This is a genomic window from Vibrio aphrogenes (assembly GCF_002157735.2).
Taxonomy (GTDB): Bacteria; Pseudomonadota; Gammaproteobacteria; order Enterobacterales; family Vibrionaceae; genus Vibrio; species Vibrio aphrogenes.
In genome coordinates this window covers 1,327,517-1,342,138 of the sequence record NZ_AP018689.1, presented here as the reverse complement: position 1 = coordinate 1,342,138, position 14,622 = coordinate 1,327,517, and the positions used below count along the sequence as shown (strand labels likewise).

Sequence of the window (14,622 nt, the reverse complement as noted above, 5' to 3'; positions counted from 1 at the left end):
TTTCAGTGAGTCTAACTGTTGGGAGAATTACTGGTGTTGACTTAACCACTAAAGCTCTACAAGTGTGCGTTTATCTTCACGCCAAGGTGCAGTTGAAGTGACCCCTTAAAGTTGGACATTTCTGTTATGCGGCTTCTAAGGCCTGATTTCGGTATTCTACCGGAGTTAGGCCTTTTAATTTCACCTTAATCCGATCGTTATTGTAATAATCAATATATTCATCAATGCATGCCATAAGTTGCTCAGCACTGTCAAAGTGGTAACCATGGTACATTTCTGTTTTTAAAAGTGCGAAGAAGTTTTCAGCCACAGCATTATCAAGACAGTTTCCTTTTCTCGACATACTCTGATTTATTCTTTTCTCTTTTAGCTTGTTACGATAATCACGGTGTTGGTATTGCCACCCTTGGTCACTATGTAAAGTTAACGAGGACGCTTGACTTAACTTACTCGTCGCTTTCTCTAGCATCTCGGTCACGAGATGTAATTTAGGTGAGGTCGCTACAGTATGACTAACGACTTCTTGATTAAATAAATCGATGATAGGAGATAAATAGACTTTTTCACCTGCCACTTTAAATTCCGTCACATCGGTCACCCATTTTTCATTTGGTTTCGTCGATTTAAAGTCTCGCTTCAGAATATTCGGGGCAATACGCCCAATCGCACCTTTATAAGAACGATATTTCTTCGGTCTTACGGTCGATTTTAGCCCTAGTTTTGCCATTAAGCGCTGAACCGTTTTATGATTTAAGTAGATGCCTTCTCTACGTAAAGCATAATGAATGCGTCGATAACCATATCGACCTTTATGCTTATGAAATATTCTTTCAATACTCGCTATCTCATTCGCGTAAGGCTCGGGAGTGCTCAACACTTGGCATTGGTAGTAATACACACTCTTGGGCAATCCAATGGATTGCAATAAATGCTGGATTTTGTGTTGGTGTTTTAGAGCTTGAACAGTCAACGCTTTTTCTTTGCTGCTTGACGTTTTAACTTGTCCAGCTCCTCTAACTTTTTTAGAACAGCATTCTCCGCTCTCAAATAAGCCAGTTCCTCTCTGAGTTCATCAAGTGACATGTCTTCATCAGGTTTAGTCGGACGCTTATTTGATTGAGTTTTCATAGATGGTCTGCCTTTAGGTCGGGAATGTAAGCCTTGGAATCCCGACTGATTATAAAGCTTTAACCAAACAGAAATAGTCCCGTTAGAAGAAAAATTGAATTCAGCACTCGCTTGGCTTATAGACCAGTTATTTTCCCACATTGATTTTAATACCGAGAATTTAAAATCTGCGGAATTTTCATAATCAAGAGGTAAAAATGAAGATGAACCATGGATCCTGTAAACAGAAGTCCAATAACGAATTTGGTTCGCAGGAATAGATAACTCTTTTGCAAGAGATGTCGATGATTCGCCATCAAGGCAACGCTGAGCAATGCACAGCTTTAATTCTCTGATGTACTTAGACATAAAATAACCCCCAATGTTGGTGTCCAACTATTGGGGGTCAGTTCAAGTCTAATAAAGAACCAACACCTCAGCAATTTAATGAGTTTTTACCTCAACAATTACCATGTCTCGTGGTATTCGAATCTGGTAGTGGCTCGAATTATTGGGCTTAACTTAGCCGTAATCCTAAATTGTTATATCCAAATACTTGTTAGCAGACACAAAAAAGCGAACCTGATGGCTCGCTTTTTGAGTATTTAATGACTCGTTTTAAATAATGGCTCGTTTATTTTGAGCCATTATTAACGCTTCCTCCAATAGGGGAGAATAGAGTCGTTTAGGCTTGTTCGCGAGCTTTTAAGAACTCATCGTAAGTGCCACGGAAGTCATGGATTTGACCATCACGAATTTCAAGAATACGTGTTGCGAGTGACGATACGAATTGGCGGTCGTGCGATACAAAGAATAGGGTGCCTTTGTAGTTTTCCAAGGCCAAGTTCAATGATTCAATCGATTCCATATCCATGTGGTTGGTCGGTTCATCCATCAATAACATGTTAGGCTTATGCATCATCAGTTTGCCAAGCAACATACGGCCTTGCTCACCACCCGATAAGACTTGTACACGTTTTTTAATGTCGTCTTGACCAAAGAGCATACGGCCTAAGAAGCTGCGTACGACTTGTTCATCGTCGCCTTCTTGACGCCATTGTGCCATCCAATCGAATACGGTTAGATCTTCTGCAAATTCATGTGCGTGATCTTGTGCATAGTAGCCAATGTTTGAGTTTTCAGACCACTTATAAAAACCAGTTTTTGGCTCTAACACGCCAGCTAGGGTATTCAATAGTGTGGTTTTACCAACGCCGTTCTCACCGATGATGGCAACACGTTCACCCACTTCAAAAATCGCATTGAAGTTATCATAAAGCGTGCTTTCAAAACCTTGAGAAAGATTCTCTACTTCTAAAGCGTTACGGAACAATTCTTTTGATTGCTCAAAACGAATAAATGGGTTTTGACGGCTCGAGGCTTTCACTTCTTCTAATTGAATTTTATCAATTTGTTTAGCACGAGAAGTTGCTTGTTTCGCTTTTGATGCGTTGGCAGAGAAGCGTGAAACGAAGGTTTGTAATTCTGCAATCTGGGCTTTTTTCTTCGCGTTATCTGCTAATAGACGTTCACGAGCTTGCGTGGCAGCAAACATGTAATCATCGTAGTTACCAGGGTAAACACGTAGCTCACCGTAATCGATATCGGCCATGTGCGTACAAACTTCATTCAGGAAGTGACGGTCGTGCGAGATGATGATCATGGTGCAGTTACGTTGGTTTAGTGTGTCTTCTAACCAGCGGATGGTGTCCATGTCCAAGTTGTTGGTTGGTTCATCAAGTAGCATGATGTTTGGATCGGCAAACAAGACTTGTGCCAAAAGAACACGCAGTTTCCAACCTGGTGCGATTTCGCTCATTGGGCCCCAGTGTTGCTCTGTTGGGATACCCACAGAAAGTAATAAATCACCAGCGCGCGCTTCAGCGGTGTAACCGTCCATTTCTGCGAATTCAGTTTCAAGATCGGCTACTTTCATGCCGTCTTCTTCGCTCATTTCGGCTAAAGAATAAATGCGGTCACGTTCAACTTTGACATCCCATAACTCTTTGTGGCCCATGATAACCGTATCGATTACCGTAAACTCTTCATAAGCAAATTGATCCTGATTCAGCTTGGCAACACGTTCGTTGGGATCAACGCTAACGTTACCAGCACTTGGCTCAAGCTCACCACTTAGAATTTTCATAAAGGTGGATTTACCACAGCCGTTTGCGCCAATTAAGCCGTAACGGTTACCGTCACCAAATTTAACAGAGATATTTTCGAATAGGGGTTTGGCACCAAATTGCATGGTGATGTTTGCTGTACTTAAGATAACGGCATTCCTCAGGTTTAATCTTTAAATTTTAATCACAAGGCAAAGCGTCATGACAAAGACACTTTATGGCAAAGAGACTTTATGAAAAAGACACTTTGCATTATGAATTAGCGCGCATTATAGACGATATGAAGGCTATGTGATACCCGTCAAATTATATGATTGAATGATAAAAAAACTGCGCCAAGGTTAGCGCAGTTTATAGGGTGGAGAGTTAGATGATGGTATTGATATTAATTATAGGCTCGGGCAAAGCAGCCAGAGCTTAACGCTTTATATGCGCCTGTAGAATATGGGATAAAGGCAGATTGACCTTTAGTCAGTACCAGTACCTCGCCGTTTTCATGCATTAAGGTCACATCAGAGTCGATAGCAAAAATGATTTCTGCACTTTGACAGGTCAAATTCGCTTCGCATTCATAGACACTGAATTTAAAGTCATCGACTGGGATTGGGTAATGCTTGGTATTTTTTTCTTCTTTCGGACTTAGCAGGATTTCAGCGCTTGGTTTTGGCTCACATAATGTATTGGCGATTAATTCCGGTACATCAATGTATTTAGGGGTTAAACCTGCACGTAATACGTTATCGGAATTAGCCATGATTTCTAAGCCGGTTCCTTTGATGTACGCGTGAGGAGTACAAGCGTCTAAGTACATAGCTTCGCCTGGCTGTAGAGTAATGGTGTGCAGCATTAATGGAGCCAGTAAACCTACATCTCCTGGGTATTGCGTTTCTAAATCCAAGAGTAAGTCTGCAAATTCGTCGCCTTTTTGTTGGCTGGCATATTGGTGCAGAGCTTGTAATGCTGACGCTTTTTCATCGCCAGATAAAGATAAGATGGCTTCAAAAAATTGACTCAGACCTTGAGTTGTTGGGTTTTGCTTTAATGCCTTCACGTAAGGGTGTAATGAGGCCGCATCCAGCGCTTCAAATAAGCGCACAATATCGGCGTAATCTCGAAAACCGTTCATGGCAACGTAAGGGGTAAGGGCATATACCAATTCAGGCTTGTGGTTAGGATCTTTGTAATTTCGGTTGGCCGCTTTAAGATCAATGCCGGCTTGGTTTTCTTTTTCAAAGCCAATTTCAGCGGCTTGTTTACTTGGATGAACTTGAATGGAGAGTGCTTTTTCGGCCGCTAACACTTTGAAGAGGTAAGGTAATTCGTTAAAGCGTTTTTCTGTACGTTCGCCCAATACGGCAGTTTTATTGTGTTCAATAAACTCATTTAAGCCCACAGTCTTATCTTGATGCGTAATTTGAGAGCAACCATTGGGATGGGCTCCCATCCAAATTTCCGCTTGCGGAAGGGCATCTGGATTGGGAATATCGAAAAGCTGCTGTATTGAGGTCGTGCTTCCCCAAGCATAATTTTGAATAACATTTTTCATGAGAATAAACGCAGGGAGTGTGTTCATAATGTTCCTTAGCAGCAAGCTGTGAATAAAAAAGAATGCAGGCATTATAGCCTGCATTGAATATAAAATTGAGGATGTTTTTACGCTGTAGCCATTTTTGCTTGGCGCATTTTCTTCAACGCCACACAGACAACGGCAGTAACGACAGCACCAGTTGCCATACACATAAGCGCTAATAGTGGTTTATTCATTGCGCCTAATAGAGCCACAACTGGGCCACCGTGTGCCACGCTATTGGTAATGCCAAATGAGAAGGCCATAACTGCACCCACCATTGAGCCAATTACGTTTGCTGGGATCACTGATAGTGGATCTTGCGCAGCAAATGGAATAGCACCTTCAGAGATACCTACTAAGCCCATGGCACCTGCCGCTTTACCAGCTTCAATTTCGCTGTCTTCAAAGATACCAAATTTACGACCAATGACGGTTGCCAATGCCATGCCTAATGGAGCAATTGGAATAGCGACGGCCATTGCACCCATAAATTGTGTTTGGCCGCTTGCGATCATGCCTACTGAGAATAGGAAAGCCACTTTGTTGAATGGACCACCCATATCAAAGCCAGCCATACCACCAAGCACAATACCAAGTAATACAACGTTACCAGTACTCATTTCTGTTAAGACGGCATTTAACCATTGCATAAGATCTGCAATTGGTGCGCCAATGACAAAGATGAATAGAGATGCGATAAAGACGGTTCCTAAAATCGGAGCAATCATAATCGGTACTAGTGGTGCAAGCATTTTGTGGTAGTCACGAGTGGCAATAAAGCGCACAAAGTAGCCCACAAGTAGGCCTGCAATAATCGCACCGATGAAACCAGTACCTGCTTCAGCACCATAGAAAGAGCCATTGTTCGCAATCCAACCACCAATGAAGCCCGGAGCTAAGGCAGCGCGATCACCAATGGCAAATGCAATGTAGCCTGCAAGAATCGGGATCATTAATTGGAATGCCACTACACCAACGTTTAAGACGTGATTCCATAAGCTACCTTCTGGAATTTGCATGCCGTTTGGTGTTGGTTGGCCGCCAATCGCCAATGAAAGCGCGATCATCAAACCACCTGTAACCACAAATGGGATCATATGAGAAACCCCATTCATCAAGTAGCGATATAAGTTAGAGCGACCTGAGTTGCTGGCTGATTTATCCTCTTTATTGGCGTGTGATGCATCCGCAGTGAAAGGGGCGGCGTCTAATGCTTGTTGAATCACGCCTTTACCATTACTGATGGGCGCTTTAACGCCAGTTTGAATCAATTTTTTACCGTTAAAACGTGCCATGTCTACTTGTTTGTCACAACTGACGACAATGGCGACCGCACGCTCGATTTCTTCTGGAGTCGGAGCGTTTTTCACCCCAATAGAACCATTGGTTTCGACTTTAATTTCGTAACCCATTTCGGCCGCGGCTTTTTCTAATGATTCGGCGGCTAAATAAGTATGGGCGATCCCCGCAGGACAGCCTGTTACGCCAATAATTAAACCTTTATCGGCTGCAACGGTGATTTCTGCTTCTTTTTTCTCAAGTAACAAAGCTAAAGCAGCTTCTGGAGTTTCGGCTTTAAAGAAAGCATCGATGAAACCATCTTCAATTAATTTAGATGATAATTCTGCCAACACTTCGATGTGGTGATCAGCGCCACCATCAGGAGAGGCAATCATAAAAAACAGTTTGGAATCTTCGCCATCTTCAGCGCCGTATTCGATACCGGAACGGCTAATACCAATGGCGACCGCGGGTTCTGCTACTGCCGCACTTTTGGCGTGGGGAATAGCAACACCTTCTTCAAAGCCGGTGTTACCAATCTCTTCACGTGCGTAAATATCACTTAAAAATTGTGCCTTATCGCTTAGTTTTCCTTGAGCATCTAAAATGTCCACCATTTCTGCAAAGACTTCATCTTTGGTGGTGGCTTTAAGATCTAAGCGGATTAGTTTTTCGTTAATCAGCTGGGTAATCATGGCAGTACCTATTTATTTTTATGGTTTATTTATGATGAATTGTTGGTGATTTGCTAAGGAAAGAATAGTGTAGATATGCGCCATTTACTGGATTATTGTAACCGTGATTGTCATTTGTGATCGTGATCACTGGTCAAAATAAGGCCACGCTATAGTGACTCTTTGCTTTACGATAGAATGAGAACCAGTGGATTTAAGTGACTAAAGTAGTGCGTTCATTAGGTCGTATTCGTTTGTTTTATCAGCATGAAATAAGGTTTTTAGTATGAATCAGGTGTTCATTAATGTGCTTGAAGGGGTGTTGTCTGAGCAACAAAGCTTTAATCGTGTTTGGTTTGCTCATGATAAAACTTCACCACCGCCTTTTAGCTATCAGGTGAACTTTCCTCGAATGGAGTTTGTGATCACTGGAGAATACATTAACCACATTGAGGACCCAGAATTTGGGGTGACAAATGTAACCGTATTGCCCGGCGATATTTTATATATTCCGCCTAACTGTTGGAATAAACCTGAGTGGGATACCGATTGTTGTGTCTTGAGTTTATTGTTTGGCAAAAGACAACTTGGATTCAGCCTAGTGGAAAAGCGAAAAGGCGAAAGTACCTTTTTTGATGTACAAAAACATAGTATTCAAACCCGCACCGGTCATGCTATTGATCATATCCTAAATGCACTTAACACCTTATCGAAAGAAAAAAACTTGCATCCGACCGGTGGGCATTTATTGATGGCTTTAATGAGTTATTGTCATGGAATGCTGCTTTCACCCGATGCGTCCTCCCAAAGCCGGGCTGAAGACCTGTATCAAGGCATTTGCATTTATATCCAAGAGAATTTCCATCGAAACATTACGCGTGACAGTATTGCTCACCGCTTTAATATCAGCCCCAATCATCTCTCCCGTTTATTTCGTCAACAAGGACACATGCGGTTAGCCGACTACATTACCTGGGTGCGATTAGAACGGGCTAAATTCATGTTAACGCGTTACTCATTTCGGTTAAATGAGGTGGCTTTACGTTGTGGCTACAACGACGTGAATTACTTTTTCCGGGTATTTAAGAGTAAAACGGGCCGAACGCCGAGTGAATTTCGCGCCATGTATGTGGACAATTAGAGATGCTTTACTAGTGACATCATAGCGGTGGCTTATTCTTACTTTAGGTTTTAGGTTTTAGGTTTTAGGTTTTAGGTTTAAGCCTTAGCTTCTAGCACTTTTTGTTTTGCTCAATTTTGTTTTGTCCAAGGTTCCCTATTCACTTAATTGCATGAAGCAGGTCAAAATGGCTTGTAATTCTAGCTGATCATTATGCTGACAAATAAACTCACAGACTTCGGGTTTGATGAGAGTGGTGACTAAATGGCGTACGGCTAACAAGGCATCAGCGCTAGGGGGCTTAGGGATGAGCAAGGCAATGACATGGGTGACAGGGCCAAAGGATGATAACCAATCGATATGCTTGTGTTGGGTTAAAATAATCAATTGGGGGGTCGTTACCGCGTCACTGATAATATGGGGTAAAGCAATGCCACCTTTCATTCCAGTGGATGAAAGTTGCTCACGCTGGTTGAGTTGTTGTTCTAATTGGATGGGGTCTGTCGTTTGGGCAAATTTGGCAATCCAACGTAAACAAAACTGCTTCTCCGCACCGGTATCATCTTCACTTTGCTTGACTAAAGAATACAGCTTTAAAAAATTGGTTAAGGCTTTGTCGATATGAAAGAGCTGGGTGTGAAAGAGTCCCATTTTTGAGGGCTTATTATCTTGGGCTTGGGCGCTGGTATTATCTTGAGAGTGCTCTTGGATACTGGTGGAAGCGTTTAAAACCAAACACTCATTTTGTAGAAAAAGGTTGAGCTTGTGTACTTGGCTGGTAAAGGTGGGAGAGGCGCAGTTACCACGTAGGACAAGCTGACATAATTCGAACGGCTGAAACGCCAGTTGCATGATATTGAAATAATCTTGGATATTGACCGATTGCAGTGATTGAACTTTGATGAGGGTCACGTCACCATCGAAGGCTTTGACTTGCTGATGAATGCCTTTAATCAACCAGGAAGGTAGGCCCGCTTCACCAAGATAAAAGGTGATCCGTTTAGTTTGCATATTGAATACAACGTTGGATGACATTATCTGGATTAGTCAGTACTTCTTCGATAGAGACGTGAAGCACATTGACTTGTTCAAAACGCTCTTGTTGTTCAATACTAATATCAGAGGCAATCAAGACGGCATCGGCAACACTGATGTCTTTATAACTGAGTTTGTTATCGATGCCCATCGCGCCTTGTGTTTCTACATGAATCGTAATATGAGCTTGAGCCGCCGATTTGATTAATGCCTCAGCGGCCATATAGGTATGAGCAATACCTGTTGGGCAAGCAGTGACTGCAACAATCTTCATTCATTTTCCTATCGATTGATGAACATTGGCACATCATACTTCTGAGGCAATATCTTTCAACTTGTTTCCTTGAAATTTTAATCAATATTTTTAGGTTTAAAACGTAATAATCGTAATGCGTTAGCGGTGACCAAGGCGGTGGCGCCACTGTCGGCTAAGACGGCCACCCATAGCCCGGTTATCCCTAATAAACTGGTGACTAAGAACACCGCTTTAAGTCCCAAGGCGATCGTCACGTTTTGGCGAATATTGGTTAAGGTGGCTTGAGATAACTCAATCATGACAGCTAATTCAGTTAAACGGTTATGAGTGATGGCAGAATCGGCGGTTTCTAAGGCCACATCAGTACCACTGCCCATCGCTACACTGACATTTGCCGCTTTCATGGCTGGCGCATCATTAATCCCATCTCCGACCATAGCAACATGTGATTGCTGTGCCAGTTTCTCAATAAACGTTACTTTATCTTTCGGTAATAAGCTGGCTTGAAAATCCATTGGCTTATTGTCGCTAGAAAGCTTTTTACTGATCGCTTCGGCACTGCGTGGGTTATCGCCGGTTAACATGATCGCTTGGATACCGAGTTTATTTAACGCAGATAAGGCTTGTTTAGCATCGCTGCGTAGTGTGTCTTGCCAAGCAATGATCCCAATCACGCTGGCCGCTTGTTGCTCAGGTTGACGTGTGACAACCACAACGGTTTTCCCTTGATCTTCTAATTGTTGCACGGTCGTGTTGACCGAAGGGGTAAGCGCCTCAGACAATTTAGAGGGTGACGAAATGCGAATAATTTGGCCTTGAACCTTACCTTGAACCCCAACGCCTGCAAGAGTTTGCTTATCTGTTGCCTCAGCCAAGATCACGCCTTGTTGTTGTGCTTTAAGCAGTAGTGATTTTGCCAGAGGATGGTTAGATCCAGTTTCAATAGCACCGGCTAATGATAATAATTCATCTTGAGTCAGGTTATCTAAACCAATGACGTCTGTTACGGTTGGCTTACCTTGTGTCAACGTACCGGTTTTATCAAACGCCATAACTTCTACTTTGCCTAGCTGTTCTAAGGCAGCACCACCTTTGATTAAGGCACCACGTTTGGCGGCGGTTGCTAATCCAGAAGTAATTGCGGCAGGGGTGGAAATCACCAACGCACAAGGACAAGCAATTAACAATAACGCTAACCCGCGATAGACCCAAGTTTCCCATGGCTGAGCAAATAACAAGGGCGGGGTGATCACCACTAATAACGCCACCACCATCATCAGCGGTGTATACCAGCGGCTGAATTTATCTAAGAAACGCTCTAAAGGTGCTTTGCGAGATTCCGCTTCTTCAATTAAGTGTAAAATGCGGTCAATGGCATTTTCACCTTGTTTCGAAATAGCTTTAAAGCGCACCACGCGGTCAACCACGATCGAGCCTGCCATGACGTTGTCACCTTTTTGCTTTTCAACAGGAAGGGATTCGCCAGTTAAAGCACTTTCATCCACACTGACGGTATCATCTAATAATTGACCATCGGCGGGTAAACGAGAACCGGGAGAAACTTCAATCACATCATCAAGTTGAAGCTCAGAGGCAGCAATAGTGACGCGCTGGTTATCAATGATTTTAATAGCGCTTTCAGGGACTAAAGCCATTAACGCTTGTACTCCGCTACGAGCTCGAGAGGCGGCAAATGCTTCTAACCGTTCTCCAATTAAAAACAACAATAACACCATGGCGGCTTCGGCAGTTTCACCTAAATACAAAGCCCCTAACGCCGCGACGCTCATAAGGGTTTCGATAGCAAAGGGCGTTCCTGAGCGAGTTAACTGATAAGCACTTTTTAAAATTGGTATTAAACCGAGCACGCAAGTTAAGGTAAATAACCATTGGCTGGCTTGTGGTGACCAAGATTTGAGTAGCGCAGCGACGATCATGCCAAGCGCAATACTAATAATCTGAATGTTGTCAGTGAAGAGCGAGCCTTTGCTTTTCTCTGATTTGTCTGGTGTGCTATGAACCGAAGTGAGCTGAAAACCGGCAGCGACACAGGTTTGTTCGATTTGTTCATGGGTTGCAGGTGATTGAAGTTGCACCACTAACTTTTCTGTGGCAAATAACACTTTAGCGCTGACAACTCCTTCGATTTTTATGACAGCATTTTCAACTTTTTTCGCGCACGCTGGACAATCCATCCCCACAACTTTCCACTCTTGACGCTCATGATCAGGATTGCTTGCAGCAGGGGCCTCATTATTGGCCTGGCATGGGGCCGATTGAGAGCAGCAAGATGAGGTGCCAGTGGTGTCTTGAGCGCAACTGGTCTCTGCAGAAGGCGCTTTGGCAACGGATAACGGTTGAATTGAGGATATGTGAGACAATGAATTCACATTTTTTATGGTCATAACCAAGCTCCATTAAGATTGATAAACCTACCTTACACCTTGGAGTACACTCTAAGGTCAATCAAAAAGTGAAAAATTAAAATTGATGGGGATATGAATGAGGTGTGCAAAAGAAAAAGTGCCTCATTTAAAACTTAATAAGGCACTTTAAGAAAACATGTGCTTAAAGAAACTGAACTTAAAGAAGCGACGTGTTTAAAGACACGACGCACTTAAAGAAACGAAAAATAATTAAGCAGTTAAGACAAACTTTTCAATGGCTTTCGCCACGCCACTGTTGCTGTTGGTGTCGGTGACATAATCTGCCACTTGCTTGGTTGCTTCGGTTGCGTTACCCATTGCAATGCCCAAGCCTGCGTATTCCAACATGTGATGATCATTGCCTGCATCACCAAAGGTAATCACTTCAGAAGGCTGAATATTTAAATGCTCTGCAAGTGCTTTGACACCGGCCCCTTTGTCACTGGCGGGGTTCATAAATTCTAAAAAGAAAGGCGCACTACGAACAATGGTGAATTTTTCATATAAATCTTGCGGCAGAGAAGCAATGGCTTGGTTAAGTTCCGCTTCTTCATCAACCATCATGGCTTTTAAAATGGGCGTTTCATCTTGCAGTTGTTGGAATGGCATTTCGGTGAGGGGCACGCCATTAATCGTACTCTCATGAGTGGTGTATTTATTGTTTTTTGGGGTGATTAATCCGTCTTTTAGCGAAAAAGCATGCACATTCACATTGAGTTTTTCTGCCCAGTTGGCAATAATTTTGGCATCGGCACCGGTTAAGATTTGTTGACGAATAATGCTTTTACTCGCGACTTTTTGCACCATAGAGCCATTGTAGCTGATAACAAAATCATCGTCTGAATCCATGTCCAATTCTTGCAGTGCAGACAGCATGCCATCTAAAGGTCGACCTGAGGCAAGCACTACATGCACGCCTTTCGCACGCGCCGCCGCAATGGCTTGTTTGTTATCATCACTAATACGATGTTCCGAGTTAAGCAGCGTTCCATCCATATCAATGGCAATCAGTTTGTACATGAAATCATTATCCTTACTACTGTTTTAATAAAAAGGAATCATACTATCATCGGCGATAAGACGCGAACATGAAAGCGCGGGCTTAACGTTCACTGGTTGCCATTTGCCATGGTGATGACCCGTTTTATGATCCAACGCAGTAATAAAGGAATAGACTCAGGACCTTGTTCCTCACAGTATTCGACGATCCCTAAAGCTAGATCTGGCTTGGCGTGTTTTTTTACCGCACGTTGCACAATCTTTTTATCTGGAATTGGGTGATTGGGCGTGATGTGCACCATATTACGGAAAAATTCTTCAAAACCATTGTGATATAAAAAGTGCTCAATATCACGGTCAGGAAGTTCAGTGAGGCGATGCTTTTCAATGTCGGCGCCTAACTGAGTTCGCACTGTGGTGGCGTATTTTTTACCGGCTGGATCGCCATCCACCACCACATGCCAATCAATATGCAAGGCTTTTGCCATTTTGATCAAAGACTTTAACCCTGATTGAGCAAACTCGATGATTTGCACTCCTTCTGAGGCCAAGTTAAAGCCGTAAATTTTAGCCAGTTCATTAAATAGCCATACTTCGGTTTCACCTTCCACTAATAACCAACAGCGCGCAAACAGTGCATTGGGGCGATGAAAACGAATATGAAAGCTGATACGACGTAAATCATCACGGTTAAGTTGATGTTCTTTGATTGAATAGGCTTGGGTAATATCGGACTGACGGACAAGGCGACGGATCGAAGATAAAGGAACGGCGCTGAGTAAAATGCCACTATTGGTGGTCAAAATCTTTTGCATTGGAATTAATTGCAATAACTCCCAAGATTTTAACAAATTGGTTGGGTGTAAGCGGCCTTCAGGATCTTCTAAGATCAAAATCGGGCGAGCCATCGGGCTAATGGTGGCATTCCCTTTGGCTTGTAAAAAAGCATTCAATAAGCCCATTAATAACAACTTACTTTGCTGGTTTTTACTTTGTTGTAAGATTTTGACCAAGCTCGAATGATCTTCGGCTGAAGTCGTATTGCCATTAAAGAGGTTCTCTCGCGTGGCAACTAACGGGCGAGCAGGGTGCTTTTCGAATGAAAAATAATGCTCGATTAAGTCTTGCATCGCATTAAGGGTGCTTTTTAATTCGGCTTTATTGACATGACCGGGCATAGCCAACAGCCGGCGGTAAGTATTATTAATACGCTTTTCGGTTTTGTCTTGAATGTGAGTGTCGAGCTTTTCATGCGTGGTTAATGTTGGGAGACGTCGTGCATCACGTAAGCGAATGACAGGATGAATGCGCGACAATTCCATCGCTAATTTATGACTGTCGTTTAATGCCAAAGGGCTGCCATCACGGTCTAAGAATTGGTGCTTGGTTTCAATTTTTAATTCATTGCGTGAAGCGGTGAGCTGATAGATACAGATTTTACATGGTTCATTGGCAGCATTGAGATCATCTTGCCAAATGGGTTTGAGTTTTTTATAACGTCTATTCTTATGTTCTTTGGGATAACTGGTGCGCCAACGGGTGATGATTTGTATTTGTTGCAGTTGAGGTTCCGATTGAGCGTAATCGACATGGAAATCTTCAATCGCAAATTGATAGAGTTGTCCGGATGTGGGCAGGGCGATACAAAGCGCATCAAGTAATGAGGATTTTCCCCAGGTATTTTCCCCAAGTAAGGTCGTGATTTCATCCAAACTTAATGACAAACGTTTGATACCACGAAAACCAAGGATCTCAATTCGGTCAAGTTGCATAGGTCACCTTAACAGTGGATTAGTGCAAAGTGGTGAGCGTATTGGCTTTGAGCATGTTCTTTCGTTGGACCAAGGCGCTTACCTTATAAATATAATGCTAGAGAGTGCATTATGTTGAAATTGTCAGACTTTCATATAGTGATGACTTTATAGTAGCGAGTTTATGAGTTAAGGAAAAATTAAAAATTCATAGTTTTGTCATCAAGCAAGCAGTAGTATGGAAAAACTTAACATCAAGGCCATCAATATTCATGAG

Annotated in this window: 11 protein-coding genes; 1 reads left to right on the top strand and 10 read right to left on the bottom strand. The window is 42.8% G+C overall.

Going from position 1 to position 14,622, the window contains the following annotated elements; translation table 11 throughout:
- Nucleotides 1–124 precede the first annotated feature (124 nt).
- The 5 genes from VCA1004_RS06110 to VCA1004_RS06090 form a co-directional block, all read right to left on the bottom strand.
- Complete coding sequence (locus VCA1004_RS06110) at nucleotides 125–970, bottom strand: IS3 family transposase (RefSeq protein WP_086982454.1); 846 nt, start codon at nucleotides 968–970, stop codon at nucleotides 125–127.
- Nucleotides 967–1,476: a helix-turn-helix domain-containing protein gene (locus VCA1004_RS06105; RefSeq protein ID WP_086981789.1), complete on the bottom strand. Its 510-nt coding sequence runs from the start codon at nucleotides 1,474–1,476 to the stop codon at nucleotides 967–969. The genes VCA1004_RS06110 and VCA1004_RS06105 overlap by 4 nt, the downstream gene beginning before the upstream one ends.
- 316 nt (nucleotides 1,477–1,792) lie before the next feature.
- The gene (locus VCA1004_RS06100; RefSeq protein WP_086984247.1) at nucleotides 1,793–3,382 is read right to left on the bottom strand and encodes an ABC-F family ATPase; all 1,590 of its coding nucleotides are present in this window, start codon (nucleotides 3,380–3,382) and stop codon (nucleotides 1,793–1,795) included.
- Between the two features lie 236 nt (nucleotides 3,383–3,618).
- Entirely contained in the window at nucleotides 3,619–4,806 is a 1,188-nt protein-coding gene (gene manA, locus VCA1004_RS06095; protein ID WP_086984249.1) for a mannose-6-phosphate isomerase, class I, read from the bottom strand.
- An 80-nt stretch (nucleotides 4,807–4,886) separates the two neighbouring features.
- Nucleotides 4,887–6,779, bottom strand: coding sequence for a PTS fructose transporter subunit IIABC (locus VCA1004_RS06090; protein WP_086984251.1), 1,893 nt, complete (start codon nucleotides 6,777–6,779; stop codon nucleotides 4,887–4,889).
- A gap of 265 nt (nucleotides 6,780–7,044) precedes the next feature.
- Here VCA1004_RS06090 and VCA1004_RS06085 point away from each other — a divergent pair, with 265 nt between their 5' ends.
- Complete coding sequence (locus tag VCA1004_RS06085; RefSeq protein WP_086984253.1) at nucleotides 7,045–7,899, top strand: helix-turn-helix transcriptional regulator; 855 nt, start codon at nucleotides 7,045–7,047, stop codon at nucleotides 7,897–7,899.
- Between the two features lie 135 nt (nucleotides 7,900–8,034).
- Here the strand turns inward: VCA1004_RS06085 and VCA1004_RS06080 are convergent, their stop codons facing one another.
- From VCA1004_RS06080 to VCA1004_RS06060, 5 genes are all read right to left on the bottom strand, one after another.
- Nucleotides 8,035–8,889, bottom strand: a complete 855-nt coding sequence (locus VCA1004_RS06080) for a PTS sugar transporter subunit IIA (RefSeq protein ID WP_164520835.1) — start codon at nucleotides 8,887–8,889, stop codon at nucleotides 8,035–8,037.
- The gene (locus VCA1004_RS06075; protein WP_086984257.1) at nucleotides 8,879–9,187 is read right to left on the bottom strand and encodes a PTS fructose transporter subunit IIB; all 309 of its coding nucleotides are present in this window, start codon (nucleotides 9,185–9,187) and stop codon (nucleotides 8,879–8,881) included. Before VCA1004_RS06075 ends, VCA1004_RS06080 begins: the two co-directional genes overlap by 11 nt.
- A 77-nt stretch (nucleotides 9,188–9,264) precedes the next feature.
- Nucleotides 9,265–11,574, bottom strand: coding sequence for a zinc/cadmium/mercury/lead-transporting ATPase (locus VCA1004_RS06070; RefSeq protein WP_086984259.1), 2,310 nt, complete (start codon nucleotides 11,572–11,574; stop codon nucleotides 9,265–9,267).
- A 231-nt stretch (nucleotides 11,575–11,805) separates the two neighbouring features.
- Nucleotides 11,806–12,615: a sugar-phosphatase gene (yidA, locus tag VCA1004_RS06065; protein WP_086984261.1), complete on the bottom strand. Its 810-nt coding sequence runs from the start codon at nucleotides 12,613–12,615 to the stop codon at nucleotides 11,806–11,808.
- A gap of 89 nt (nucleotides 12,616–12,704) precedes the next feature.
- On the bottom strand, nucleotides 12,705–14,366 hold the full coding sequence (locus tag VCA1004_RS06060) for a DUF2813 domain-containing protein (RefSeq protein WP_086984263.1): 1,662 nt from the start codon (nucleotides 14,364–14,366) through the stop codon (nucleotides 12,705–12,707).
- Nucleotides 14,367–14,622: the final 256 nt, after the last annotated feature.

What these genes read in the sequence shown, in the direction of transcription:
- VCA1004_RS06105 (WP_086981789.1), bottom strand. Translation starts at nt 1,476, where the DNA reads ATGTCTAAGTACATCAGAGAATTAAAGCTGTGCATTGCTCAGCGTTGC.
- VCA1004_RS06090 (WP_086984251.1), bottom strand. Translation starts at nt 6,779, where the DNA reads ATGATTACCCAGCTGATTAACGAAAAACTAATCCGCTTAGATCTTAAA.
- VCA1004_RS06075 (WP_086984257.1), bottom strand. Translation starts at nt 9,187, where the DNA reads ATGAAGATTGTTGCAGTCACTGCTTGCCCAACAGGTATTGCTCATACC.
- VCA1004_RS06085 (WP_086984253.1), top strand. Translation starts at nt 7,045, where the DNA reads ATGAATCAGGTGTTCATTAATGTGCTTGAAGGGGTGTTGTCTGAGCAA.
- yidA (WP_086984261.1), bottom strand. Translation starts at nt 12,615, where the DNA reads ATGTACAAACTGATTGCCATTGATATGGATGGAACGCTGCTTAACTCG.
- VCA1004_RS06070 (WP_086984259.1), bottom strand. Translation starts at nt 11,574, where the DNA reads ATGACCATAAAAAATGTGAATTCATTGTCTCACATATCCTCAATTCAA.
- VCA1004_RS06060 (WP_086984263.1), bottom strand. Translation starts at nt 14,366, where the DNA reads ATGCAACTTGACCGAATTGAGATCCTTGGTTTTCGTGGTATCAAACGT.
- VCA1004_RS06080 (WP_164520835.1), bottom strand. Translation starts at nt 8,889, where the DNA reads ATGCAAACTAAACGGATCACCTTTTATCTTGGTGAAGCGGGCCTACCT.
- manA (WP_086984249.1), bottom strand. Translation starts at nt 4,806, where the DNA reads ATGAACACACTCCCTGCGTTTATTCTCATGAAAAATGTTATTCAAAAT.